At 68.3% G+C, this 24927-nt stretch carries 23 protein-coding genes and 1 CRISPR repeat array; of the genes, 15 read left to right on the top strand and 8 right to left on the bottom strand.

Annotated features, from left to right (window positions below):
- Positions 1-160 precede the first annotated feature (160 nt).
- The 7 genes from HDR50_RS04330 (at position 161) to HDR50_RS04300 (ending at position 11955) form a co-directional block, all read left to right on the top strand.
- Entirely contained in the window at positions 161-1177 is a 1017-nt protein-coding gene (locus HDR50_RS04330; protein WP_291356246.1) for an NAD-dependent epimerase/dehydratase family protein, read from the top strand.
- A complete protein-coding gene (locus HDR50_RS04325; RefSeq protein WP_291356244.1) occupies positions 1174-3321 on the top strand; it encodes a peptidase U32 family protein in 2148 nt (715 codons plus the stop codon). The genes HDR50_RS04330 and HDR50_RS04325 overlap by 4 nt, the downstream gene beginning before the upstream one ends.
- The gene (locus tag HDR50_RS04320; RefSeq protein ID WP_291356242.1) at positions 3318-4127 is read left to right on the top strand and encodes a methyltransferase; all 810 of its coding nucleotides are present in this window, start codon (positions 3318-3320) and stop codon (positions 4125-4127) included. The genes HDR50_RS04325 and HDR50_RS04320 overlap by 4 nt, the downstream gene beginning before the upstream one ends.
- Positions 4124-7303 (top strand): UvrD-helicase domain-containing protein, encoded by a 3180-nt coding sequence (locus HDR50_RS04315; protein WP_291356240.1) that lies wholly within the window; start codon positions 4124-4126, stop codon positions 7301-7303. Before HDR50_RS04320 ends, HDR50_RS04315 begins: the two co-directional genes overlap by 4 nt.
- A gap of 308 nt (positions 7304-7611) precedes the next feature.
- Positions 7612-9717, top strand: a complete 2106-nt coding sequence (locus HDR50_RS04310; RefSeq protein WP_365816818.1) for a heavy metal translocating P-type ATPase — start codon at positions 7612-7614, stop codon at positions 9715-9717.
- A gap of 94 nt (positions 9718-9811) precedes the next feature.
- On the top strand, positions 9812-10969 hold the full coding sequence (cobT, locus tag HDR50_RS04305; RefSeq protein ID WP_291356236.1) for a nicotinate-nucleotide--dimethylbenzimidazole phosphoribosyltransferase: 1158 nt from the start codon (positions 9812-9814) through the stop codon (positions 10967-10969).
- Positions 10966-11955: an ABC transporter ATP-binding protein gene (locus tag HDR50_RS04300; RefSeq protein ID WP_291356234.1), complete on the top strand. Its 990-nt coding sequence runs from the start codon at positions 10966-10968 to the stop codon at positions 11953-11955. Before cobT ends, HDR50_RS04300 begins: the two co-directional genes overlap by 4 nt.
- Positions 11956-11972: 17 nt before the next feature.
- Here the strand turns inward: HDR50_RS04300 and HDR50_RS04295 are convergent, their stop codons facing one another.
- The 7 genes from HDR50_RS04295 to rpsF form a co-directional block, all read right to left on the bottom strand.
- Positions 11973-12215 (bottom strand): hypothetical protein, encoded by a 243-nt coding sequence (locus tag HDR50_RS04295; RefSeq protein ID WP_291356233.1) that lies wholly within the window; start codon positions 12213-12215, stop codon positions 11973-11975.
- A 12-nt stretch (positions 12216-12227) separates the two neighbouring features.
- Positions 12228-13223: a hypothetical protein gene (locus HDR50_RS04290; RefSeq protein WP_291356231.1), complete on the bottom strand. Its 996-nt coding sequence runs from the start codon at positions 13221-13223 to the stop codon at positions 12228-12230.
- 51 nt (positions 13224-13274) lie between these two features.
- Positions 13275-13760 (bottom strand): ribonuclease HI, encoded by a 486-nt coding sequence (rnhA, locus tag HDR50_RS04285; protein ID WP_291356229.1) that lies wholly within the window; start codon positions 13758-13760, stop codon positions 13275-13277.
- A 20-nt stretch (positions 13761-13780) separates the two neighbouring features.
- Entirely contained in the window at positions 13781-15142 is a 1362-nt protein-coding gene (dnaB, locus tag HDR50_RS04280; RefSeq protein ID WP_291356346.1) for a replicative DNA helicase, read from the bottom strand.
- A 121-nt stretch (positions 15143-15263) separates the two neighbouring features.
- Complete coding sequence (rplI, locus tag HDR50_RS04275) at positions 15264-15803, bottom strand: 50S ribosomal protein L9 (protein WP_291356227.1); 540 nt, start codon at positions 15801-15803, stop codon at positions 15264-15266.
- A gap of 9 nt (positions 15804-15812) precedes the next feature.
- Complete coding sequence (rpsR, locus tag HDR50_RS04270) at positions 15813-16076, bottom strand: 30S ribosomal protein S18 (protein WP_165079227.1); 264 nt, start codon at positions 16074-16076, stop codon at positions 15813-15815.
- Positions 16077-16385 (bottom strand): 30S ribosomal protein S6, encoded by a 309-nt coding sequence (gene rpsF, locus HDR50_RS04265; protein ID WP_165079228.1) that lies wholly within the window; start codon positions 16383-16385, stop codon positions 16077-16079.
- 171 nt (positions 16386-16556) lie between these two features.
- Here rpsF and HDR50_RS04260 point away from each other — a divergent pair, with 171 nt between their 5' ends.
- From HDR50_RS04260 to ruvC, 3 genes are read left to right on the top strand one after another with little or no spacing between them, the layout of a single operon-like run.
- On the top strand, positions 16557-17207 hold the full coding sequence (locus tag HDR50_RS04260; RefSeq protein WP_291356344.1) for an RlmE family RNA methyltransferase: 651 nt from the start codon (positions 16557-16559) through the stop codon (positions 17205-17207).
- 50 nt (positions 17208-17257) lie between these two features.
- The gene (locus HDR50_RS04255) at positions 17258-17995 is read left to right on the top strand and encodes a YebC/PmpR family DNA-binding transcriptional regulator (RefSeq protein ID WP_291356224.1); all 738 of its coding nucleotides are present in this window, start codon (positions 17258-17260) and stop codon (positions 17993-17995) included.
- 24 nt (positions 17996-18019) lie between these two features.
- The gene (gene ruvC / locus HDR50_RS04250) at positions 18020-18562 is read left to right on the top strand and encodes a crossover junction endodeoxyribonuclease RuvC (RefSeq protein WP_291356222.1); all 543 of its coding nucleotides are present in this window, start codon (positions 18020-18022) and stop codon (positions 18560-18562) included.
- Between the two features lie 679 nt (positions 18563-19241).
- Here the strand turns inward: ruvC and HDR50_RS04245 are convergent.
- Complete coding sequence (locus HDR50_RS04245; RefSeq protein ID WP_291356220.1) at positions 19242-19526, bottom strand: hypothetical protein; 285 nt, start codon at positions 19524-19526, stop codon at positions 19242-19244.
- A 644-nt stretch (positions 19527-20170) separates the two neighbouring features.
- On the opposite strand from HDR50_RS04245, the gene HDR50_RS04240 reads away from it, so the two are divergent.
- The 5 genes from HDR50_RS04240 to HDR50_RS04220 all read left to right on the top strand — a co-directional run bounded on the left by HDR50_RS04240 (position 20171) and on the right by HDR50_RS04220 (position 23795).
- Positions 20171-20446 (top strand): HU family DNA-binding protein, encoded by a 276-nt coding sequence (locus tag HDR50_RS04240; RefSeq protein WP_165079235.1) that lies wholly within the window; start codon positions 20171-20173, stop codon positions 20444-20446.
- Between the two features lie 83 nt (positions 20447-20529).
- Positions 20530-21417, top strand: a complete 888-nt coding sequence (dapA, locus tag HDR50_RS04235; protein WP_291356217.1) for a 4-hydroxy-tetrahydrodipicolinate synthase — start codon at positions 20530-20532, stop codon at positions 21415-21417.
- 142 nt (positions 21418-21559) lie between these two features.
- Entirely contained in the window at positions 21560-22111 is a 552-nt protein-coding gene (locus tag HDR50_RS04230) for a peptidylprolyl isomerase (RefSeq protein WP_291356342.1), read from the top strand.
- Positions 22112-22285: 174 nt separating this feature from the next.
- On the top strand, positions 22286-23197 hold the full coding sequence (locus HDR50_RS04225) for an SMP-30/gluconolactonase/LRE family protein (protein WP_165079232.1): 912 nt from the start codon (positions 22286-22288) through the stop codon (positions 23195-23197).
- A 238-nt stretch (positions 23198-23435) separates the two neighbouring features.
- Positions 23436-23795 (top strand): hypothetical protein, encoded by a 360-nt coding sequence (locus tag HDR50_RS04220; RefSeq protein ID WP_291356215.1) that lies wholly within the window; start codon positions 23436-23438, stop codon positions 23793-23795.
- 655 nt (positions 23796-24450) lie between these two features.
- A CRISPR array of direct repeats spans positions 24451-24888; the repeat unit is 33 nt; unit sequence GTTTCAATCCACGCGTCCCGTGGGGGACGCGAC.
- Positions 24889-24927: the final 39 nt, after the last annotated feature.

Here is a 24927-nt window from a genome sequence, read left to right as displayed (position 1 = left end):
TCCGCCCGCAAAGTCAGGGGACTATAGCCCCGGGCGCCGCAAAAGGGAAGCGGCGGGGCCCTCCTTCGCCACGGGGCGCAGCGCCTGTGAACGACGGCCGGGCGCTTGCCCCGCGCCCGCATCTGGCATACTCTCCCGCTGCCATCCTGAAGGAGAGCCTATGCACGTCCTCGTCACCGGCGCCGCCGGCTTCATCGGCCACCAACTCGCCAAAAGACTGCTCGCCGACGGGCACACCGTGGTGGGCATCGACAACCTGAACGCCTATTACGATGTGGGCCTCAAGGAAGCGCGCCTCAGAGATCTGGCCGCCCTCCCCCAGAGCGCGGCCTTCCGTTTCGAGCGCCTCGACCTCGCCGACGGGGACGGCATGGCGCGCCTGTTCGCGGCCGAGCGCTTCACCCATGTGGTCAACCTGGCGGCGCAGGCCGGGGTGCGTTACAGCCTCAAGGATCCGGCCTCCTATATCAGCTCCAACCTCGTGGGCTTCGGCCATGTGCTCGAGGGCTGCCGCCAGAACGGCGTGGAGCACCTTGTTTTCGCCTCGTCCTCCTCGGTTTACGGGCTGAACGCGGCCATGCCCTATTCCACGCGCCACAACGTGGATCACCCCGTGAGCCTCTACGCGGCCACGAAAAAGAGCGACGAGCTCATGGCCCACGCCTACAGCCACCTTTTCGGCATCCCGGCCACGGGCCTGCGCTTCTTCACGGTCTACGGGCCCTGGGGCCGGCCCGACATGGCGCTGCACCTCTTCACCACGGCCATCCTGAAGGGCGAGCCCATCAAGGTCTTCAACGAGGGCCGCATGCGCCGCGACTTCACCTATATCGACGACATCGTGGAGGGCATGGTGCGCCTTTTGCCCATCCCCGCCGCGCCCGACCCGGCCTTCGACGCGGCCGCGCCCAGCCCGGCCGCGAGCTCCGCGCCGTGGCGCATCTACAATATCGGCAACCACGACACCGTGGAGCTTGGCGTCTTCATCGATACGCTGGAAAAGGCCCTCGGCAAGAAGGCCATCCGCGAGCTTCTGCCCATGCAGCCCGGCGATGTGGAATCCACCTGGGCGGACGTGGACGACCTCGCCCGGGTCACGGGCTTCACGCCGGCCACGCCGCTCGCCGTGGGCATCGGCCGCTTCGTGGAGTGGTACCGGGAGTATTACGGCGCATGAGCGGGATGACGCCCGATACGCCGGCGCGCCCCGAGATCCTCGCCCCGGCCGGCGACACGCCCTCCTTCCTGGCGGCGCTGGCCGCCGGCGCCGATGCCGTTTACGTGGGGCTGAAGCATTTTTCCGCGCGCATGGAGGCCGAGAATTTCGGCATAGGCGAGCTCACGCGCCTCACCGAACTCGCCCACGAGGAGGGCCGCCGCGTCTATGTGGCCATGAACACCCTCATCAAGCCCGGCGAGACCGGCGCGGCCTGGCGGCTCGCCGCGCGCCTCGCCCGCCGCGTTGAGCCGGACGGCCTCATCATCCAGGACCCGGGCCTCATCGACATCGCCCGTCAGGCCGGCTTCACGGGCGCCCTCGCGCTCTCCACGCTCGCCAATGTCACGCACCCGCTGGCCCTTGAGGAGGCCAGGCGCCTCGGCGCGAGCCGGGTCATCCTGCCGCGCGAGCTCTCCATCGACGAGATCCGCGCCATGGGCGCCGCCTGCCCGGAGGGGCTGGACCTCGAGCTCTTCGTGCAGGGGGCGCTCTGCTATTGCGTGTCCGGCCGCTGCTACTGGTCGAGCTATATGGGCGGCAAGAGCGGCCTGCGCGGGCGCTGCGTCCAGCCCTGCCGCCGCGTCTACAGCGAGCTCGCGCGCCAGGGAGGACGCCCGCAGGGGAAGGACGCCCCGCGCCGCAAGGGGGCGCCCCATGGGCGTCAGGGCGAGGGCCGCCCGCCGCAGGGCCGGGCGCCCCTCGCGAAGGCCGGCGGAAAAGCGGGCCGCTTCTTCTCCTGCCGGGACCTCGAGCTCGGGCCGCTGGTCAAGACACTGCTCGACGTGCCGCACCTCGCCTCGTGGAAGATCGAGGGCCGCAAGAAAGGGCCGCACTATGTCTACCACACAGTGACGGCCTACCGCCTGTTGCGCGACCATCCCGGCGACCCTGCGGCGCGGAAGACGGCCCAGGACATCCTCGAACTGGCCCTGGGGCGCCCCGGGGTGAAGGCGCGCTTTTTACCGCAATCGCCCGAGGAGGCCGCGAGCCCGGACAAGCAGACGAGCTCCGGGTTCCTGGCCGGCAAGATCCGTATCACGCCCGAGGGCGGCTGCGAGCTCAAGCCGCATCTCGAGCTTCTGCCCGGCGATTATCTGCGCGTAGGCGTGGAGGACGAGCGCTGGCACGCCACGCTCCCCGTGACGCGGCGGGTGCCAAAGGCAGGCACCCTGCGCCTCAGGCTCGCGAAGCACGCCACGCCCAAAGCGGGCACCCCGGTCTACCTCATCGACCGCCGCGAGCCCGAGCTCCAGCGGCTGCTCGGCGAATGGCGCAAGCGCCTTGACGCCCTGAAGGAGCCCCCCGCGCAGGATACGGCCCCGCCGGCGGGCGGCCCGCGCCTCCCCAAGCCCGTGAAGCCCAGGCCCCGGCCGGACATGCTGCTCACTTCCGGGCTGGGCCGCGGAAAAGAGGAAGGAAATCGCGCTGCCGGAAGCACTCCCGGGCGCCGGGCCGTGCCCGCGCTCTGGCTCTCGCCGCGCACGGCCGAACTTTCGCGCACGCTCGTTGGCCGCACGGCGTGGTGGCTGCCTCCCGTGGTCTGGCCCGAGGAGGAAGCCGCGCTCAGCCGCATGATCGACCGGCTCTGGCGGCAGGGCGCGCGGCACTTTGTCTGCAATTCCCCGTGGCAGCGGGCCTTTTTTCCCCAAAGGCTCCCGGAGGATGCCGACCTTCTGGCCGGGCCCTTCTGCAATATCGCCAATGCTGCGGCGCTTGCCGTGCTGGCGGGCCAGGGCTTCGCGGCCGCCTTCGTGAGCCCGGAGCTTTCGCGCGACGACGCGCTGGCGCTCCCCGCGCAAAGCCCGCTCCCGCTGGGGGCCGTCGTCTCTGGCTTCTGGCCCGTGGGCATTTCCCGCTTCGGGCAGGCGGCGCTCAAGCCCAACGAGCCCTTCATGAGCCCCAAGGGCGAAGTGTTCTGGACCAGGCGCTATGGCGGCACGCTGTGGATCTATCCTGCCTGGCCGCTGGATCTTTCCGGGCAGCGGCGCGAGATGCAGGACGCGGGCTACAGCTTCTTTGCCCGCATGGAGGAGACGCCGCCGCAGGGCCTGCCGGAGCTTCGGCGCGAGGGCCTGTTCAACTGGAACGGCGCCCTCCTGTGACGGAAGCCCCGCTGCCGCACTACCCGCGCGGGCTCGTCCAGCCGCAGGGCGCCTACCGCTTCGGGCTGGAGGCCTTGCTGCTCGCGGCCTTCGCCGCGCAAATCCTGCGCGAACGGCGGAGCGCGAAACGGGAATGCGCCGTGGCCGAACTGGGCTCCGGCTGCGGCGCGGCCCTTCTGGGCGTGGCCCTGCACTCTCCGGCGGCGGTGTGCCTGGGCCTCGAGCGCGAGGCCGCCCTTGTGGCGGCGGCGCGGGCCAATGCCGGGGCGCTGGGCCTTTCCGGGCGCGTCCGCTTTCTTGTGGCGGATGTGGCGGCGCCGTTGCCGCAAGATGCCGGCCCGCACGACATGGCGCTCGCCAATCCGCCCTGGGGCCTTGGGGGGAGCGGGCGCCCTTCGCCCTCGGGCATGCGGGAGCAGGCTTTGCGGGCCGAAAGTACGCCCGGGGGCGACGCCTTCCCGATTTTTTGCGCGGCGGCCCAGCGCCTCTTGCGCCACAAGGGCGCCTTTTGCTGCATCGTGCCGGCATCCGCGCTCACGCGCATCTGTGCCGCCCTCGAGGGCGCGCGCCTTGGCCTGCGCCGTGTCCTGCCGCTTCGGCCGCACAGCGGGGACGCGGCCACCCGGCTCCTCCTGCTGGCGCAAAAAGGGGCCCGCGCCGAGCCCGTCCTGTGTTCGCCGCTCACGCTCCACTGCCGGGGCGCCACTTCCGGCTCCTCGTGGACGCGCGCGGCGCTCAGCTTCTGCCCCTGGCTCGCGCAAGATCCCGCCGCATCCGGCCCCCAGCCCCACGGAGACGCCTCATGAACTTCGTCGCCGATCTGCACATCCACTCCCGCTTTTCCCGCGCCACCAGCACGGCGCTCACCGTGCCGCATCTCGCGGCCTGGGCGGCCTGCAAGGGCATCGACGTGCTCGGCACGGGCGACTTCACCCATCCCCAGTGGCGCGCTGAGCTGCGCGAACAGCTCGTACTCGATGAAGAAAGCGGCCTCTACCGCCTCAAGGGCGAGCCTGAGGCGCTGGAGGCCCTTGCGGGCGGCCGCCTGGCGCGGCCAGCGGCCACGGAGCACGGCGGCCCGCGCTTCTGCCTCCAGGCCGAGATCAGCTCCATCTACAAGCGCGGCGGAAAGGTGCGCAAGGTGCACAATCTCGTCTTCGTGCCTACGCTGGAAGACGCCGACCGCCTCTCGGAACGCCTCGCCCTCATCGGCAATCTCCATTCGGACGGGCGGCCCATCCTCGGCCTCGACTCGCGCGACCTGCTCGAGATCCTGCTGGAATGCGTGCCCGCAGGCGTGCTCATCCCGGCCCATGTGTGGACGCCGTGGTTCGCCATCTTCGGCTCCAAGTCCGGCTTCGACCGCCCCGAGGACTGCTTCGGCGACCTCACGGAGCATATTTTCGCGCTGGAGACCGGCCTCTCGTCCGACCCGGCCATGAACCGCCTCTTAAGCCAGCTTGACGGCTATGCGCTCATTTCCAATTCCGACGCCCATTCCGGCGCCAATCTCGGCCGCGAGGCCAATCTCTTCGCGGGGCGCCCCTCCTATGCGGGCATGTTCGCGGCGCTTCGGGCCACGGCGCGGCGCGAGCCGCAGGACGGCCTCGACTGCCGCTTCCTCGGCACCATGGAGTTCTACCCCGAGGAGGGCAAGTACCACCTCGACGGCCACCGGGCCTGCGGCGTTGTGCTCGAGCCCGCCGAGGCACGGGAGCTGGGCGACATCTGCCCGGTGTGCGGGCGGCCGCTCACCATCGGCGTGCTCCACCGCGTGCTGGAGCTCGCCGACCGGCCAACGCCGCCGGCCCTCGCGCGCGAGCCCGAGGTGCTGCCGCTGGTGCCGCTCGCGGAAGTGATCGGCGAGATCCTCGGCGTGGGTGCGTCCTCGCGCAAGGTGCGCGAGCGCTATGGCCGGGCCCTCACGGAGCTCGGCCCCGAGCTCGACATCCTCTGCCGCCTGCCCGAGGCGGAAGTGCGCGCCTGGTGGGAGCCCCTGGGCGAGGCCGTGGCCCGCATGCGCGCGGGAGAGGTGATCCGCGAGGCCGGCTTCGACGGCCAGTACGGCACGGTGCGCCTGTTCCGGCCCGGGGAGCTGGACACCACGGGGAGCGGTGGCGGGCGACGGCGCCTCCCCGGGCTCGAGACGCCCAAGTCGGCAGGAGCCCCAAAGCCGGCCCCCAAGACGGACGCCGCGCCCCTTGCGCGGGCGCGTGAAAAGAAAACGGCATCGGCGGCCATCAGCTATTCCCCGGAGCAACTGGCCGCGCTCAGCGCGGGGACAGATGCCGGGAACGAAGGCCCGGTCTTCGTTGCGGCGGGGCCGGGCGCCGGCAAGACGCGCATCCTCGTGGGCCGGGTCGAGCGGCTGCTCGAGGGTGGCACGCCCCCGGACGAGATCCTGGCGCTCACCTTCACGCGCAGGGCTGCCGGCGAGATGCGCGAGCGCCTTGCCACGGGACAGGCGCCGGGCGCCCGGCTCCCGGCGTGCGACACTCTGCACGGCCTCGCGTGGCGGCTTATCAGGGAAGAGGCGGAAGGCGCGCTCCCCGTGCTCCTCGGCGAGGACGCGGCCCTGCGTGTCTTTACGGCGGCCAATGCCGGGCTCACACGGGCGCGGGCGCGCCAACTGTGGGACGCGCTGGCCCTCGCGCGGGAGCGCGACGAGACGCCCGCCGGAGAACCGGCCGAAGCCGCCGCCCGCTATGCGGCCCGCAAGAAGGCGCAGGGCCTGCTCGATTACGGCGACCTCATCGACTGGCTGAGCGAGCATGCCCCGGGCCTGCGCGGGCGCTGGAAGCATATCCTCGTGGACGAGGCGCAGGACCTTTCCCCGGTGCAGCTCGCCGCGGTGCGCGGCCTTCTGCCCGGGGACGGGCGCGGCTTTTTCGGCATCGGCGACCCGGACCAGGCCATCTACGGCTTCCGCGGCGCCGCCGGGCAGAGCGCGGAGAGCCTGCGTGGCTTCTGGCCAGGGTTGCGCGTGCTCAGGCTCGGGCAGAGCTATCGCGCAAGCCAGAAGGTGCTCGACACGGCCCGCGCCCTGCTGGCGGACAAGGGCCGCTGCGGCCCGCTCACCGCCGCCCGGCCCCTCGGGGCGGAGCTCAGGCTCTTCGCCGCGCCGGATGCCCGCGCCGAGGCCCGCTGGGTGGCGCAAAGGACGCGGGCGCTCATCGGCGCCACATCGCACAGCCTGCTCGATGCAGCGCGGCCCGCGCCCGGCGGGCTCGACGGCAGTCTCGCCCCGGGCGACATTGCCGTGCTCGTGCGCCTCAAGGCGCAGATCCCGCCGCTTCAAGCCGCCCTGGAGGCCGCCGGCGTGCCCTGCGTCGCGCCCGCCGCCGAGGAATTCTGGCGCGACGAGCTTTGCGGCCGCTTTCTCACCGCAGCCGAAGAGCGCTGGCGCGAAGCCCGCGAACAGGGCACGGCGCTCGCGCCCCCGCAGGAACTCCTCGCGCAGGATTGCCTCGCCGGCGAGGACGCCCCGGCCACTGCCGGCGAGGCCGAGGGCCTGCGCCTGAGCGAGCCCTGGCGGCGGCTCTGCCGCCTTTGGGCCCAGTGCGGGTCCTGGGGCGCCTTCTTCGAGCGCCTTGCCTGGCTGCACGAGGCGGAACTGGTAGGCGCCAGAGCGGAGCGCGTGCGCATCCTCACCCTGCATGCCTCCAAGGGGCTGGAATTCCAGGCGGTCTTTTTGCCCGGGCTCGAGAACGGCCTCTTGCCGCTTCGGCGCGACCTGCTCTTCGGCCCTTCCGCCGAAAAGCCCTCAGAGGCCGCGCTGACGGAGGAGCGGCGCCTGCTCTATGTGGGCCTGACCCGCGCCGCCCGCGGCATCTTTGCGAGCTTTGCCGGGGCCCGCGGCCTCTACGGGCGCAAGCTCGCCCTTGCGCCGTCGCCCTTTCTGGACCATATCCGCGCCTTTTGCCGCGAGAGCACCCTCACCCGGCATGTGCGCCGCAGCGAGGAGCCGCTTTCCTTGCTTTGAGTCCTCGCCGCGCAAAAAATTTTCTCAAAGAACGCTCACGCCCCTTGACTCTATAGCCGCTATAGCACTTATGGTTGACATGGATGAACGCCGGAGCCTGCGAAACGCCCGGCCCAAGGAGAAACGACATGTCTCAATGCCAGTGCTGCCACGACCATGAGATCCACGGCCACGAAGGCCATGTGCATACCCACGGCGCCCACGAACAGAGCCACGAGGGGCACGACCACAGCCACGAGGCCCAGGCCGCCTTCACCACCCCCGTGCCCGCGTCCACGGCCACCCGCGCGGTCTACCGCATCCCCAACATGGACTGCCCCATGGAGGAAGCGCTCATCCGCAACAAGCTCGGCGGCCTTCCCGGCGTGACCGGCCTTGAGTTCAACCTCATGCAGCGCCTGCTCACCGTGGATCACGAGCCCGGCCTTGCGCCCTCCCGCATCGAGGAAGCGCTCCTTGCCATCGACATGGCCCCGGCGCAGCCGGACGCGGCGGCCGCCGCCCCGCAGGGCCTGCCCTGGCGGCGCATCTGCTGGGCCACCGGGCTCGCCGCGCTCGCCGAAGCCGTGGAACTCGGCGCCGAATGGGGGCACTTCCCCGCCGCCATGCAAACCGGGGCCGAATGGCTCGCCGCGGCCATCTCGCTGGCGGCCATCCTGCTCGCCGGGCTCGGCACCTTCCGCAAGGGCTGGCTCGCGCTCATCAACCGCAACCTCAATATCAACGCCCTCATGGCCGTGGCCGTGACCGGCGCCTTCTGCATCGGCCAATTCCCCGAAGCGGCCATGGTCATGGCGCTCTTCAACCTCTCCGAGGCGCTGGAGGCCCGCGCCCTCGACCGCGCCCGCAACGCCGTGAGCGACCTCCTGGCGCTCGCGCCGGCCACGGCCACCGTGCTCCAGCCGGACGGCGCCTGGCGCGAAGTGGCCGCCGCCGACGTGGCGGTGGGAAGCCGCGTGCGCGTGCGCCCCGGCGAGCGCGTGGCTCTGGACGGGGAGGTGGTCGAGGGCCGCTCCACGGTCAACCAGGCGCCCATCACCGGCGAGAGCATCCCCGTGGAGAAGGCCGTCGGCGACACGGTCTACGCCGGCACCATCAACGAGACCGGCGCCTTCGAGTTCACCGTCACCGCTGCCGCCCGCGACACCACGCTCGCGCGCATCATCCACGCCGTGGAGGAGGCACAGGCCACGCGCGCGCCCATGCAGCGCTTCGTAGACAGCTTCGCCCGCTGGTACACACCCGCGGTCTTCGGCCTCGCCGTGGTGACGGCCCTCGTGCCGCCGCTCTTCTTCGGCGCGGCGTGGGCCGGCTCTGTTTACATGGCTCTCGTCCTGCTCGTCATCGGCTGCCCCTGCGCGCTCGTCATCTCCACGCCCGTGACCGTGGTCTCCGGCATGGCCGCGGCCGCGCGCAAGGGCATCCTCATCAAGGGCGGCGCCTATCTGGAGCAGGGGCGCCTGCTCGACCGCCTCGCCCTCGACAAGACCGGAACCCTCACCCGCGGCGAGCCCGTGCAGACGGACTTCATCCTCCTCGCCGAAGAGGGACGGCGCGACGAGATCGCCCGCATGGCGGCAAGCCTCGCGGCGCGCTCCGACCATCCGGTCTCGCGGGCCGTCGCGGCCGCGGGCAAGGATCTTGCCCTGCTCGACATGGAAGCCGTGGAGGCCCTGCCCGGCGAGGGCGTGGCCGCCAGCGGCGCGGGCCGGCGCTGGTATCTCGGCAATTACCGCCTCATGGAACGCCTCGGCGCGGGAAGCCCGGCCCTCGGGGAGCGCATGGCCGCCCTGGAGGCCGACGGCAAGACCACGGTGGTGCTCGCCTCGGCGGAGCTTGCCACGCCCGGAGCCGCCCGCGCCGAAGCCCTGTTCGCCGTGGCCGACGGCCTGCGAGAGACCAGCGTGGAGGCCGTGGCCGAGCTCAAGGCCCTCGGCGTGCGCACCCTGCTCCTCACCGGCGACACCGAGGCCACGGCCAGGGCCATGGCCAGGGCAGCGGGCGTAGACGAATACCGGGCCGGGCTGCTCCCGCAGGACAAGCTCGCCATCGTGGAGGAGCTGGAGCGCACGGGCGCGCATGTGGGCATGGTGGGCGACGGCATCAACGACGCGCCGGCGCTCGCCAAGGCCGATATCGGCTTCGCCATGGCCGCCGGCGGCACGGACACGGCCATCGAGACCGCCGATGTGGCCCTCATGGACGACGACTTGCGCAAGGTGCCGCGCTTCATCCGCCTTTCGCGGGCGACCCACGCCATCCTTGTGGAGAACATCGCCTTCGCCCTGGGCATCAAGGCCGTGTTCTTCGCCCTGACCTTCGCCGGCATGGCGACCATGTGGATGGCGGTCTTTGCGGATGTGGGCGCCTCGCTCGTGGTGGTGGCCAACGGCCTCCGGGTCATGCGGAAGTAGGGCGCAAGTAAGGGCGGAAGCAACACGCGCGGCACGGCGGGCAGGCGGCGCTTCCGCGCTTGCCCTCGCTGCCCTGAACGGATACTGTCGCGCCATGAATGACACTCTCTCCCAAGGCGGCGGCACGGGCGCGGATACGTTCTCCCGGCTCTTCCCCGGCGAACGCATCCGTCCCGTGGCCCCCGCGAACCTTGAGGCCGCGCGCGCGTGGCTGAACAGTCTCACCAAGCCCGTGGGCAGCCTCGGGCGCCTCGAAACACTGGCGGCCCGGCTCTGGGCCATGGCGCAGGGGCGCCGTCCCCTCGCTGTTGGCCCGGGCCTCATGCTCACCGTGGCGGGCGACCACGGCATCGCCGCGCAGGGCGTCTCGCCCTTTCCCCAGGCCGTGACCCGCCAGATGGTCGCCAACTTCCTCGCCGGCGGCGCGGCCATCAACGTGCTCTGCGCCGCCAACGGCCTTTCCCTGCGCGTGGTGGACGCGGGCTGCGCGGGCGGGCCCTTCCCGGCGCATCCCCTCCTGCTTGACCGCCGCCAGGGCGATGGCACCGCCGACCTGAGCGAAGGCCCGGCCATGAGCCTTGCGGCCTGCGAAGCGGCCTTGCGCGCGGGCTTTGCCCTTGCGAAAGACGCCCATGCCGAGGGCTTCCGCACGCTGGGCCTGGGCGAGATGGGCATCGCCAATTCCACGGCCGCCACGGCCCTCTATTGCGCCCTGCTCGGCCTTGCGCCCGAGGCTGTGGCCGGCCCCGGCGCGGGCGCCGAACCACCCATGGTGGCGCGCAAGGCGCGCCTCGTGGCGCAGGCGCTCAGCGTCAATGCCGATGCCGTGGCGGAGGGCCCGGTGGAGACCATGGCGGCGCTTGGCGGCTTCGAGATCGCCGTCATGTGCGGCGCCATGCTCGGCGCCGCGGCGCAGGGCATGGCCGTGCTCGTGGACGGCTTCATCAGCACTTCGGCGTGCGCGGCCGCGCTCGCCATGGCGCCGGACTTCGCGGGCTATGCCATCCTGACCCATGTTTCGGCCGAGCCCGGCTATGCGGGCGCCATCCGCCGCATGACCGAGCGCGCCGCCCCTCATGCGGGCACCCCGGACTGGGGCGAGCCGTTGCTTGCGCTCGGCCTGCGCCTCGGCGAGGGCACGGGCGCGGCGCTGGCCTGGCCGCTGGTGAAGAGCGCGGCGGCCATCTGTAACGACATGGCGACCATGGCTTCGGCGGGCGTGAGCGCCCGGGAAGAGGACAGGCTCGCGTGAGCGAGAGCGGGCCGGGCGCCGACACGCCCCTTCTGGAGCTGCGGGACGTGGCCCGCTCCTTTGCCGTGCGCCGGGGCCTTTTTGGCGAAACGCGTAGCCTGCGCGCCGTGGACGGCGTGAGCTTCACTCTCGCGGGCGGCGAGAGCCTCGGTCTCGTGGGCGAATCGGGCTGCGGCAAGTCCACCCTGGGGCGGCTCGCCTGCGGGCTGCTCAGGCCCGATGCCGGCGAGATACTGCTGGAGGGGCGCGCGCTGCCCCCCGCGGGCGCCGGAAGCTGGAGCGCCGGGCGGCTGCAGATGGTCTTTCAGGACCCGGCCTCGTCCCTCAACCCGCGCCTTAAGGTGCGCGCCTCGGTGGCCGAGCCGCTGGCCGCGGCCGGTGTGCCCCGCGCCGAACGCCGCGCCCGCGCCGAAGAGGCCCTTGCGGCCGTGGGCCTCGCCGGCGCCGGGGAGCGCTATCCGCACGCCTTTTCCGGCGGCCAGCGCCAGCGCATCGCCCTTGCGCGCGCCCTTGTCACCCGGCCGGACATCATCGTCTGCGACGAACCGGTCTCGGCGCTCGACGCGTCGGTGCAGGCCCAGATCCTCAACCTGCTGCGCGACGCGCAGGAGCGCTTCCGCCCGGCCTATCTCTTCATTTCCCACGACCTCGCGGTGGTGGGCTTCATGTGCCGGCGCATCCTTGTGATGTATCTGGGTGAGCTCGTGGAGGAGGCCAGCGCGGAACGCCTCTTCGCCGGGCCGGCGCATCCCTACAGCCAGGCCCTGCTCGCGGCCATGCCGGCGGGCGAGCGCGACTGGGCCCGCGGCCGGGGCCTCGACGACCTGCCGCCGCCCCTGCGCGGCGAGCCGCCGAGTCCGCTGGCGCCTCCTGCCGGCTGCCGCTTCCACCCGCGCTGCCCGAGAGCAGAGGCCATCTGCCGCACAACGCCGCCGCCGTGGAAAGAGCTCGCGCCGGGCTGGCGCGCGCGCTGCCATTTTGCCTGAAAAACCCGGATGCTGCCCTAACCCGCGGATGTCACCACGCGCACCAGGAGCTCGTCCCCGGGCCAGATGCGGCGGTCGGGCGTGAGCAGTTCCCCGCCGCGCGCCACCAGGGCGGTCTCTTCCATGAGGCCGAGGGCCTCCAGCAGTTGCCGCGCGGTCTTGGGCCGGCGCAGGGTGAGGCGGCGCTCCTCGGGCTGGAGGAGCACGGTGACGGTGTTTTCGCGAAAGTCCGTGCCGGCGGGCGGCGTGTCGTCCATCATGTTTCCCCCCTTTTAGGTGCGCGTCCAGAGATAGTAGACCCAGGTCATGAACGCCATGCTGGCCGCGCGCAGGCCCTGATTGGCGAGGATGAGGCGCAGGGCCTCGGCCGGGCGGAAAAAGCCGGCATAGGCCGGGAACTGGTGCCGGATGGCGCGCGCCGGCGTGGAGAGAATATTGCCGGCGAGCAAGGCCAGCACCACGTCGCGCGCGTCGAGGCCGCCGGCCTCAAGCAGGCTCCCGGCAGCGCCCAGGGCCGCGCCGAGCTCGGCCGCGAAATGGAGCACGATGATGCCCACGGCCTGCGGCTTCAGAAAGCTGAGCCAGTCCATATGCCCGGCCAGCCACGCCTCCAGCGCGGCGAAGGCGCCGAGCCGCTGGAGCGCGTACATGAGGATGTAGACCGGCACCGTGAAGCCCACGAGCCTCGGCAGGCGCCGGCGAAAACGCCGCCACGCCTTTTCCAGCGCAGGGCGGGGGCCTGCCTCGGGCTGAGGCGCCTCCGGCGCGGGAACGGCGCCGGCCATGCCGCTCTGCCCCGGCGCGGGCAACAGCGCCCGGCCGAGAAAGACGGTGAAAGCCGTGCGCACCGCCGCGGCCACGAGGGTCAGGCCCACATAGACAACGGCCGGCAGGCCGAGCACCGGCCAGGTGAGCAGGAAGATGGCCGGCGTGTGCACGAGATAGGCGGGCAGGCTGTTGAAGAGGTTGGCGAGCATGAGCTCGCGGCCGGAAAGTTCGCCCGCGTCCCGCCGGCCGGCGAGCAGGGCATTGGCCGATGCCGGCGACACGAAGGCCAGGGCGAAGGCGGCCCCGGCCACCGGCGGCATGTGCGCGGCGCGGGCCAGCGGCATGGCGAGCCGGGCGAGCGCCCGCGTCCAGTGCAGGGCCTCGAGCACATTGGCGACCAGGAGGCCACAGGCGAGCCCGAGCAAAAGCCGCAACAGCGGCCAGAGGAGGGAATGCCAGAGCGCGGCCCCGTCCGCGAGCCACGATAGAGGCTCAGCCACGGGCGCCCCCGCCAGTTCTCCCGCCCACTCCCGGAAACGCCGCGGGGCGCCTCACGTGCGGGCGCCCTCCGCCGCAAAGCCCGCATCCGGCGGCAGGTCCGGGCGCCCGGCGCAGGCCCGCGCCAGCTCGTCGCAGCGCTCGTTTTCCGCATGGCCGGCATGGCCGCGCAGCCAGTGCAGGCGCACCTCATGCCGCTCCAAAAGGGGCACCAGCCGCTGCCAGAGGTCGACGTTGAGCACGGGCTTCTTGTCCGCCTTGACCCAGTTTTTCGCGCGCCAGGATTTGAGCCAGCCCTTCTCCACCGCATTGCGCACGTATTGCGAATCCGTATGGAGATCCACGGCGCAGGGCTCTTTCAGCGCCTCGAGCGCGGCGATGACGGCCATGATCTCCATGCGGTTATTGGTGGTGCGCCTGAAGCCGCCCGAGAGCTCCCGCCGCGCGCCGGTGTCGGGATGCGTGAGCACCGCGGCCCAGCCCCCCGACCCGGGATTGCCGAGGCAGGAGCCGTCCGTGTGGATGATGACATGCTTCATGGCGTTGCCGGCCACGACGCTCAGGCGCGGCTTTCCGAGGGGCCGGGCGTCCAGTCGGGCGCCATGGTCTCGAAGGAGGTGTAGGGCGAGAGATACATGAGCTCCACCGCACCCACCGGGCCGTTGCGCTGCTTGCCGATGATGATCTCGGCGACACCCTGCGGCGGCCGCTCCGAGGGCTTCTGGTACTTGTACACGTCCTCGCGGTAGACGAACATGATCACGTCCGCGTCCTGCTCGATGGCGCCGGATTCGCGCAGGTCGGAGAGCATGGGCCGCTTGTCGCCGCGCTCCTCCACCTTGCGGTTGAGCTGCGAGAGCGCCACCACCGGGATGTCGAGCTCCTTGGCGAGGCCCTTGAGCGAGCGCGAGATGTCCGAGATCTCGAGCTCGCGCGAGTCGGTGCGGCGGCTCGTGCGCATGAGCTGGAGGTAATCCACCACCACGAGCCCCAGGCCCTTCTCCGCCTTGAGGCGCCGCGCCCGCGCCCTGAGCTCCAGCGTGGAGAGGGCCGGGGTGTCGTCGATATAGACGGGCGCGCGCGAGACCACGTCCGCCGCGGTGTAGAGGCGCTGCCAGTCCTCGTCCGTGAGCTGCGAGGGGCGGCGGAGCCTGGAGAGATCCACCTTGCCCCACACGGCGAGCATGCGCTGCATGAGCTGTTCCTTGCTCATTTCCAGCGAGAAGATGCCCACGGGCACCTCCTGCTCCACGGCCGCGTGCAGGGCCATGCAGAGCGCGAAGGCCGTCTTGCCCATGCTCGGGCGCGCGGCCACGATGATGAGGTCCGAGGGCTGGAGGCCGGCGGTCAGCGTGTCGAGCCGGCGGTAGCCCGTGGTCACGCCCGTCACCACATCGCGCGCGTCCGCGAGCTTGGAGAGGTTTTCAAACACCTTGTCCAAAAGCTCGCGCGTGGGCGAAAAATCGCGCCGGGCCGTGCGGCGCGACACCGCGAACACCGCCTGCTCGGACTCGTCGAGAAGCGCGTCCACCTCGCGCGAGGCGTCGTAGCAGTTGCCGATGATGCCGGAGCACACGTCGATGAGCCCGCGCTGGAGCGCCTTGTCGCGCACGATGCCCGCATAGTATTCGGCATTGGCGCCGGAGACCACGGCCTGCGCGAGGTCCGCGAGATAGACGGCCCCGCCCGCCTCCTCCAGGGCGTTCATGGCCTTGAGCTGTTCGGCCGTGGAAACGAGGTCGATGGGCGCGGTCTTGGAATAGAGCTCGAGAAAGGCGCGGAAGATGACCGTGTGCGCGGGAAGGTAAAAATCCGCGGGCACGAGGATGTCCGCGATGGAGTGCATGAGCTGGGGCCGCATGAGCAGGCCGCCGAGCACGGCCTGTTCGGCCTCGGCGCTGTGCGGCGGCACGCGGCGCACGAGGTCGGCCTGGGCGCTGGCCGTCCTGTCAGCGCCCGGAGTGGCGCGAGGGCCGGCTCCAGAAGGAACGCCCCCGGCCTTGCGGCCGGGGGCGTCGGAAGCGTTACCTGCCTGCGCCACCCTAGGCCCCGGCTTCGGCCTCGGCCACGGCTGCGACAGCTTCGGCCACAGCCTCGGCTTCGGCCGCGGCGAGCTCCTCTTCCGTCACCTCGGGCTGGTGGTCGGAAACCACCTGCACCGGCACCACGGCGATGACATCAGCGTGCAGGCGCACGCGCACGGGATGCTCGCCCAGGGTGCGGATGGGCGCGTCCATGAGGATGCGGCGGCGGTCCACTTCGAGGCCCTGCTCGGCGATGGCGTCGCCGATGATGGTGCTCGTCACGGAGCCGTAGAGCTTGTCGTTTTCACCCACGTGCATGGGGATGACCACCTTGAGGGCCTCGAGGCGGGCGGCGAGGCCGCGGGCTTCGGCGCGCAGGGCGTCCATGCGGGCCTGGAGCTTGTTGCGCTCCTGCTCGAAGACCTTGAGGTTGGCCGGGCTCGCCACCATGGCGAGGCCCTGGGGCAGAAGGTAGTTGCGCCCGTAGCCGGGCTTCACCTCGACCACATCGCCAAGATTGCCGAGATTTTCCACATCGGCGCGAAGAATGAGTTTCATGGGCGCCTCCTAGATGTTGCTCTTTTTCTTGACGCCGGAATCGTGCGTGGCCGTGTAGATGAGCATGGCCATCTGGCGGGCGCGCTTGATCTCGCGCGTCAGCTCGCGCTGGTGGCGGGCGCAGGTGCCGGTGATGCGGCGGGCGATGATCTTGCCGCGCTCGGTGATAAAGTCCTTCAGAACTTCGGGATTCTTGTAGTTCAGCGGCAGTTCCTTGTCGGCGCAGAAGCGGCAGAACTTGCGGCGCGGGGCGAACTTCTTCTTGAAGGCCATTTACGCATCCTCCCCGGCCGCTTCGTCGGCCAGCTTGACGGTGAGGAACTTGAAGATGCCGTCGGTGATACGGATATTGCGCTCCAGCTCGGCCACCAGCGGCGCCGGGGCCTCGTAGACGAGGCGCACATAGAAGCCGCGCATGAGCTTCTTCACGGGATAGGCAAGGTCGCGCATGCCCCACTGGTCCACCTCGACCATTTTGCCGCCTTCGCGCTCGATGATGCCCGTGAGCGCGGCCAGGATGCCCTCGCGGCTCTCGGCCGAAAGCTCCGGCGAGAACAGGAGGAGGGTCTCGAACTTCCGCATGATGCTTCTCCTTGTGGATTGACAGCTCGCACCAGAGGTACGGGCAAGGAATCAAGATTGATACCCGCCAAAGGGGCTTCTGTCAACCGGCGTCGCGGCCAGGGCCGAGCACCGGGGGAGCGGGCGCGCCCCTTGGCGGGCAGCAAAAAAACCTGTATGCTGTTCCGCTGCATGAAGGAATACCGCGACCACTACTTTCTCAAAGCCAAGCGCGAGAACTATCCGGCCCGCTCCATCTACAAGCTGCGCGAGCTGGATGCCCGCTTCCGCCTGCTTGCGCCGGGGATGCGCGTGCTCGACCTGGGCGCGGCCCCGGGCTCGTGGTCGCTGGGCGCGGCCGAGCGCGTGGGCAAGCGCGGGCGCGTGCTCGCCTGTGACATCCAGGAGACGGCCACGGCCTTCCCGCCGCAGGTGGTGTTCATGGTCTCCAACGCCTTTGAGCCCACGGAGGCATTTGCCGCGGCCATGGCGGAGACCGGGCCTTTCGATCTCGTCATGAGCGACATGGCCCCCTCCACCACGGGCACGCGCTTCACGGACCAGGCGCGCTCGCTGGAGCTCGCGCAGACGGCCTTCGAGACAGCGCTCAAGCACCTGAAGCCGGGCGGCAACTTCGTGGTCAAGATCTTCATGGGGCCGGACGTGGGCGAACTGCTCGCGCCTATGCGCCGGGCCTTCCGCAAGGTCACGACCTTCAAGCCCAAGAGCTCGCGCGCCGAGAGCAAGGAAACCTTTTTCACGGGCCTGGGCTTCAAGGGCGCGGCGCCTGCGGGGGACGCCGCTGAGACTGCGGAGGCGCCCCCAAGCGACAACGCCGGCTAGGGCCGGCGCGGCAATTTTCGGCACTTTTTTTACCCACACGGGGAGGTCATATGTCCGGTCACAGCAAATGGGCCAATATCCAGCACCGCAAGGGGCGCCAGGACGCCAAGCGCGGCAAGGTGTTCACCAAGGCCGCCAAGGAGATCATCATCGCCGCCAAGAACGGCGGCGACCCGTCCGGCAACCCGCGCCTGCGCGCGGCCATCGCCGCGGCCAAGGCCGTGAACCTGCCCAAGGACAAGATCGAGGCGGCCATCCGCAAGGGCACCGGCGAGGACGCGGGCGGTGACATCGCCGAAGCCTTCTACGAAGGCTACGGCCCGGGCGGGATCGCCATCATGGTGGAGGTCGCCACGGACAACAAGAACCGCACCGTGGCCGAGGTGCGCCACCTTTTCACCAAGCACGGCGGCGCCATGGGCGAGAACGGCAGCGTTGCCTGGATGTTCGAGCGCAAGGGCGTGATCGCGGTGCCCCGCGCCGACTACGCCGAGGACGCCATCATGGAGGCCGCGCTCGAGGCCGGCGCCGACGATGTTATCGACGACGAGGACGTGTGGACCATCCAGACGGCCATGGCCGACTTCGCGGCCGTGCGCGACGCGCTGGAGGCAGCGGGCGTTTCCATGGAATCCGCCGAGCTCGCCATGGTGCCGGCCAACCTCGTGGCCGTCAACGCCGAGACGGGCGTCAAGCTGCTCAGGCTCATGGACGCGCTGGACGACAACGACGATGTCCAGAACGTCTACGTCAACGCGGACTTCCCGGACGACATGCCGACCGACTAGCTGACGCGGGCGCGCCTCACCGGGATGGCAGCCATCACCGTCATCGGCATCGACCCCGGCTCGCAGCGCACGGGCTGGGGCGTGGTGCGCGAGGTCTCGGGCGTGCTCTCGCTCGTTGAGTGCGGCGTGGTGCGCACCGCGAGCTCCCGGGGCCGCGAGGACGCAGACGTAGGGACGGCGACCGGCTTTTCGCGCCGGCTCGCGCGCATCTATCACGAGCTCGCCGCCATCCTCGGCCGCCACAGGCCCGACCAGGCCGCCATGGAGCAGGTCTTCACCGCCAAGAACGCGGCCAGCGCCCTCAAGCTCGGGCAGGCGCGCGGCGCCGCCGTGGCGGCCTGCGCCGCCGCCGGGCTGGATGTGGCCGACTACGCCCCCACCCTGGTCAAGAAATCCCTGGTGGGAACGGGGCGCGCAGAAAAGGAACAGGTGGCCTTCATGGTGCGCCGCCTGCTCAACGTGCGCGACGAAGCCGCCGCCAAGTGGCCGCTGGACGCCTCGGACGCCCTTGCCGTAGCCATCTGCCACCTGGGCATGCGCCGTTTTGCCGCGCTCTCGGGGCGGTGAGGGAAACAGGACTGGAGTGTGGGCGCGTGGATTGAAACCATTTTCCCGGGCACCCCGCGCGTGGGCAAGCCCCCGGTCGCGTCCCCCACGGAACGCGTGGATTGAAACGATGATCTGCTGGACACGGAGTGGGCAGTCAGCAGGTCACGTCCCTACGGGACGCGTGGATTGAAACTACGAGGCGAGCGAGGTTGTGGGCGGGCTGTCCCGTCGCGTCCCCCGCGGAACGCGTGGATTGAAACCAGCGTGATGATCCGCATTATCTGGAAATCATGGGCGTCACGTCCTCCTCGGGACATGTGGATTGCAACGGCGAGCAGGTTGCGTCAAAGGACGGCCTAGCCTGGTCGCGTCCCCGCGGACGCGTGGATTGAAACTTGTTGAGCTTGCCTTGGAAAACCGTGCCGTCCGCTCGCGTCCCCATGCAGATTGGATCTGGCCCGATTTATCTGCAATGGTGCCAGCACGGGCGTGGTCTCCACCAGTTATCCAAGGTTCCGCTCCCTGCATGGAACCAAGCGGGGCAGCCCCGATGCGCGCGCTGCATCGCACGCCCCGGCTGGAGTGGGAACTGCCACTTCCACCAAGCTCTACTCACCAAAAGGACGAACTCTTTTCAGGGAAGGAAAACGCGAAACGCCACGCAAACGGCTCTCTCTGCCCTCAGGATGCTCGGCCATCAGACGATTATCCAGTCCTCCCAGCGGAAATCCCTGAAACTCTCTATCGAGAGAGTCGCCCCCGGGTACGGGAGAACGATGCCGCTTTTTCCTGTTTTTTTGTCTACGGCGCAAAATCCCGCGCTCTCCTCCGGGTTTTCTCCCTCAGCATAGAGTGAGCCCTCAATGATAAAGGCAGTTGGCGCTTCATAAAGGACATCGCCAACCCATGCGAGAGGGCAATCCTTATCCGCGATCTTTTCCAGTTTTGCCCGTAATATACTTTTTGCTTCTGTTTCCGTCATTCCTCTGCGCTCCCGATGCCGCTCCCGATGCCGCTCCCTCAACGTCTTTATCGCACAGGCGAAAAACTTTCTATGCGGTCACTTTCTCCATGAAACAGCGTGTTGAAGAGCCTCGTGCAGGTGGGAACTTACGCATGGCAACGATACGTGCACGGGCCGCCCCCTCCCTGCGCTGCATCGCCTCCATGCTGGCCTCGTCTTCCGTACAGGGCGCCAGATCGGCTTCGTGGATGTCAAGGCCGGCCACGCCGATGGCTCTGGGGCGCTGAAATCGTACTTCATACCACCCGTCCCCACTCTCCAGCCAGACCGTGCCCAGGCTCCCCGCCCTGGCCGTGACACGTTTCTCCCCGAAGGTATTTCTGCCGGAGAGCTTTCGCAGGATGCAGACACAATCCCCCCGCTGGTATGGCATCGCCCCCTCCTCCGGGAAGCTGCCCAATACCCGGCAGTCACCCGTTTAGCGCCGCATAGCCCGGAGGGCGCCCGGCGTCAACCGGCCCCGCTTCCTGGCTGGCGCCTCTTGCCCATTCCTGAGCTTTGCCGTAGGGTAAGGCATTGCGCATTCCGAGGCCGGCCGGCCGCCGGCCAGCCCCCACTGCCCCACCTCCACGGGCAATGCGAAAGAGCCGAACGGAGGCAGCATGAACAAGAGCGAGCTTATCAAGGCACTTGCCGAAGAAAGCAATATCCCCTTTGATGATGCGTCCCTGGTGGTCAACACCTTCATCGACGCCATGAAAAAGTCGCTCATCGCCGGCGAGCGCATCGAAATCCGCGGCTTCGGCAGTTTCAAGATCAAGGAATACGGCGGCTATTCCGGCCGCAATCCCAAGACCGGCGAGAGCGTCGAGGTCGTGCCCAAGCGGCTGCCCTTTTTCCGCGCCGGCAAGGAACTCAAGGAATTCATCAACAGTTGAGCGCCGCCCGGGCCGTGAGCGGCCCGCATGCCCTGCTCTTCTGCCAGCGACGTTGAAAACGACAGTTCCGCAAGGAGTCTTCCATGTTTTTTTCCGGCGCGATGACTGCCCTGGTGACGCCGTTCAGGAACAACGCCATTGATGAGGAAGGCTACCGCGCCTTCATTGAAAACCAGATCGCCGAGGGGATCCACGGCCTCGTGCCCTGCGGCACCACCGGCGAATCGGCCACGCTGACGCACGAGGAGCACGAGCGCGTCATCGAGATCTGCATCGAGCAGGCCGCAGGGCGCGTGCCCGTGCTCGCGGGCGCGGGCTCCAACAACACGCAGGAGGCCATCCGCCTCGCGCGCTTCGCGCAGAAGGCGGGCGCGGACGGCGCGCTGCTCATCACGCCCTACTACAACAAGCCCACCCAGGAAGGGCTTTATCTCCACTACAAGGCCATCGCCGAGGCCGTGGACATCCCGCTCGTGCCCTACAATGTGCCGGGCCGCACGGGCTGCAACATGCTGCCGCCGGTGCTGGCGCGGCTGGCCGCGGAGTTTCCGCATATCGTGGGCGTGAAAGAAGCCACGGGCGACATGGCCCAGGCGAGCGAGGTGCTGGAAAGCTGCCCCGCGCGCTTCAGCGTCATGAGCGGCGACGACCTCACGGCCCTGGCGCTCCTGGCGCTGGGCGGGCAGGGGGTCATCTCCGTGACATCCAACCTCGTGCCCGGGCGCGTGGCCGCCATGTGCAACGCCTTCGCGCGGGGCGACCTCGCGGGCGCGCGCGCCATCCACCACGAGCTCTTCCCGCTGCACCGCGCCATGTTCATGGTGAGCAATCCCATCCCGGTCAAGACGGCGCTCGCTCTCATGGGCCGCATGTCCGCGGAGATGCGGCTGCCGCTCTGCCCCATGAGCCCTGAGGATACCGAGCGCCTGAAGCAGGTGCTGGTCGCGCAGGGGCTCATCGAGGCTGACTGAGCCGCACGCCCGCAGCACCGCGGATTTGCAAAAAATTCTGAGATAGAAGGAGCTTGTCATGCAAAAGAATATCCCCGCCCCCCGCGGGAAATGGTTGGGCCGCGCCCTGCGCGGCGCTGTGGCGGCGCTCTCCCTGGCTCTGATGGCGGCACTGGCGCCGGCTGGCGTCCAGGCGGCGGCGCAGCCCGCGGCCGATCCGGTGGTCAAGCTGGAGACCAGCCTCGGCGACATCGTGCTCAGGCTCGACGCCCGCAAGGCCCCCATCACGGTGGCCAACTTCATCCAGTATGTGAAATCCGGCCACTATGACGGCACGGTCTTCCACCGCGTCATCAAGGATTTCATGATCCAGGGCGGCGGCATGACGCCCGAGCTCAAGGAAAAGCGCACCGTGGCCCCCATCCGCAACGAGGCGGACAACGGCCTGCGCAACCAGAAGTACACCATCGCCATGGCGCGCACGTCGGACCCGCATTCGGCGAGCTCGCAGTTCTTTATCAATACCAAGAACAACGATTTCCTGGATTTCAAGGCCAAGACGCCGCAGGGCTGGGGCTATGCGGTGTTCGGCAAGGTCATCCAGGGGCAGAACGTGGTGGACAAGATCGAGGCCGTGACCACCGGGCGCAAGGGCCATTATGAGGATGTGCCCGTGACGCCGGTGATCATCAAGAAGGCCGAGGTCCTGGAATAAACGCGGGCTCCGGCGCTTCGCGCCGGGAACGCGGCGCGCCCCGCGAAGCGGAAGGCGCGGGCCGGCGCGGCGCCCGCTGTGGGCCCCTGGCCGGCCATCCTGCCGAACCGCAGGGCTCGTGCAGACGGAAGCGGCATTTTGCGGCCGCCAACCTGAAGACGGAAGGAGTGTTCCATGCCCAAATTCCTGGCGCTTGCCGCCCTGGCCCTGGCCCTGGTCTTCCCCCAGATGGCGTCCGCCGCGCCCGTGAACGGCCCCAAGATTCCCGGCCCCAAGTACGTCTACAAACTCAAAAGCGTCATTCCTGTGGCCGGCCGCCAGGGCGTTGCCTGCGACGGCAAGTTCATCTATGTGAGCGGCAGCACCGCGCTCTACAAGTATGACATGGACGGCAAGCTGGTGAAGGAGAACACCAAGCCTTTCGAGGGCTACTCCATCCCGTCCAACCACATCGGCGACATCGACATCTACAACGGCGAACTCTACATCAGCGCCGAGAACTTCATGGACGGCGTGGGCAAGGACATCCAGATCGCGGTGCATGACGCGGAAACGCTGAAGCTGAAGCGCACCTTCGCCTTCGAGCCCAAGTCCGGCCAGGAGGAAGTCTCCGGCATCACCGTGGACCCGGTCAAGGGCACGGTGTGGATGTGCTCCTGGGTGGGCGAGGAAAGCGGCCGCTATCTCTATGAGTACGACCTCAACGGCAAGTATCTGCGCAAGGTGCATCTCCAGCCCGTGCCGCAGTGGGTGCAGGGCGTTTACTATGTGGACGGCGCGCTCTTCGTGACCGCCGACGACGGCACCGCCGACGACAACGAGCCCGACCACATCTATCGCGTGGAAGTGAGCTCGGCCACCAACGCCCCCGTGGTGCTCGAAAAGACCCTGGACGAGGCCATCAAGCAGGGCGAGATCGAAGGCCTCTGCGTTGACCCGGCCAGCGGCGACCTGCTCGTGCTCATGAACCGCGGCGCGCGCATCGTGCTTGGCATGGGCAAGGGCTTCTACCCCGGCTACGACAAGGAGATCAGCGAGATCTACCGCTATTCCATGACGCCCAAGGGGGCGCCCAAGCGGCCGTAAGTGCTTGAGCGGATTTGAATGTTGAAAGGGCGCCGTTCCTGAGGGAACGGCGCCCTTGAATTAAGAGGGGGAGGCTAGACTGCGGGGAGAGGTCGGTACGGCTGATCAAGCCGAACGTTCTGTGGGGAACGTGATTGGGGCTTAGAATCCATTTTTGCCCTTGCCAACATTGGTCACTTGCGATGAATCCCATGTTAGGGAATCATGGAATGACATTTTCAACTAACGATGAACCGTCATGCGCAACGTATTGATCATTTTCTCCGTTGCCTTTTTCCTTTGTCTTTCGGGTATTGCTCAGGCCGGACCCTTCGGCACGGAAATGGTGCAAAAGCCTGAGCAGTTCACAGGTCTCAAAAAAGTTGAGGTCGCGGGCTCTGGGGCGGACATCTATACCTTCTACACGACAGACACACTGCCCAAAACGAATCCCCTTTTTGAGAGCTATACATTGTTATTTGGTAAAAATGGGCTGGCAAAAGTTATCGCTACCAATAAAACATATGCAAATTATAGTTATGGGAATCAGGTGCAGGAGGAGTACAGTACCCTTAAGGAACAACTGACAAAAAAAATATGGGAAGCCCAAGTCATATGACTTTTTAGAAGATGGCAGCATATGGAATAAAAGTAAAGACTTTGTCATGGCAGTCTATAGGGGCGAAAGAGTCCTTGCTGCTTTCTGGAAAACAAATCTCCCTGATAATATAGCTGCCATCGGTCTCAATGTTAAGGGAGTATCCCCTCTAGGGAGCGACCTCTCATTGACGTATGAATATAAAAATTTCGGGGCTATAGCGGAGGAAATAAAAAAGGCGGCGGAAGACGCGCTATAAGGTGGCCCCAAAATTGACAATGGCCGCGAAATGCATACATTATTGCGCGCATGTCTGTTCGGGGCCGCCGTGAAATCGCGCCTGGTCTGGATTAAATCACCCTGGCAGTGACAATCTGAAAGGAGCGTCGCGTACTCCCCCCGACAGACTCTACCGCACTCTCTCATACCAGTTGCTGTTCTCAATTTCCTCCGATCTATCCATGCGTCGCCCCGTCCTGACCGTGTTTGTCAAAATTTTCTTGGCTCTATAGTCAATCAGGACAATGATTTTCCCTTGCACCTCCGATCCTTCCATCACACAGACCAGTCCCGGTTTGCGCAAATCCCAATAAATGCTCTCCGGGGATGCCAAAAGCGATAGAAGGTTGCGCCATATCTTTGTCTAAAGCTGGTGTTTTTTGGCTTCGCGCAAGGCGTTTCAATCCACGCGTCCCGTGGGGGACGCGACGTTCAGACTTCCTCCTCCGCAAAGGCAATCCAAAGTTTCAATCCACGCGTCCCGTGGGGGACGCGACTTGTGCTCGGCGTACACAAGCTCGCGCGAGAGCTTGTTTCAATCCACGCGTCCCGTGGGGGACGCGACCTAACCCGGCTGATACACGCCGTCACGCCATTCTGTTTCAATCCACGCGTCCCGTGGGGGACGCGACCTCGCGCCGGGAGAGCGCCCCCACCATCTCCCAGTTTCAATCCACGCGTCCCGTGGGGGACGCGACTCCAGGGCGCATAAATGGGCACACCAAGCAGCGAGTTTCAATCCACGCGTCCCGTGGGGGACGCGACGGGGCGCTTCCGTCCAGGTCGAGGGCTACCCGGCCATGTTTCAATCCACGCGTCCCGTGGGAGACGCGACACCAGCCTGGCGCGCTATGGCATTCATGCGGTCAGGTTT

Source organism: Desulfovibrio sp. (assembly GCF_014803725.1).
Classification (GTDB): Bacteria; Desulfobacterota; Desulfovibrionia; order Desulfovibrionales; family Desulfovibrionaceae; genus Desulfovibrio.
Note: the sequence above shows the minus strand (reverse complement) of the source record. Positions and strands in the feature narration are given on the sequence as shown.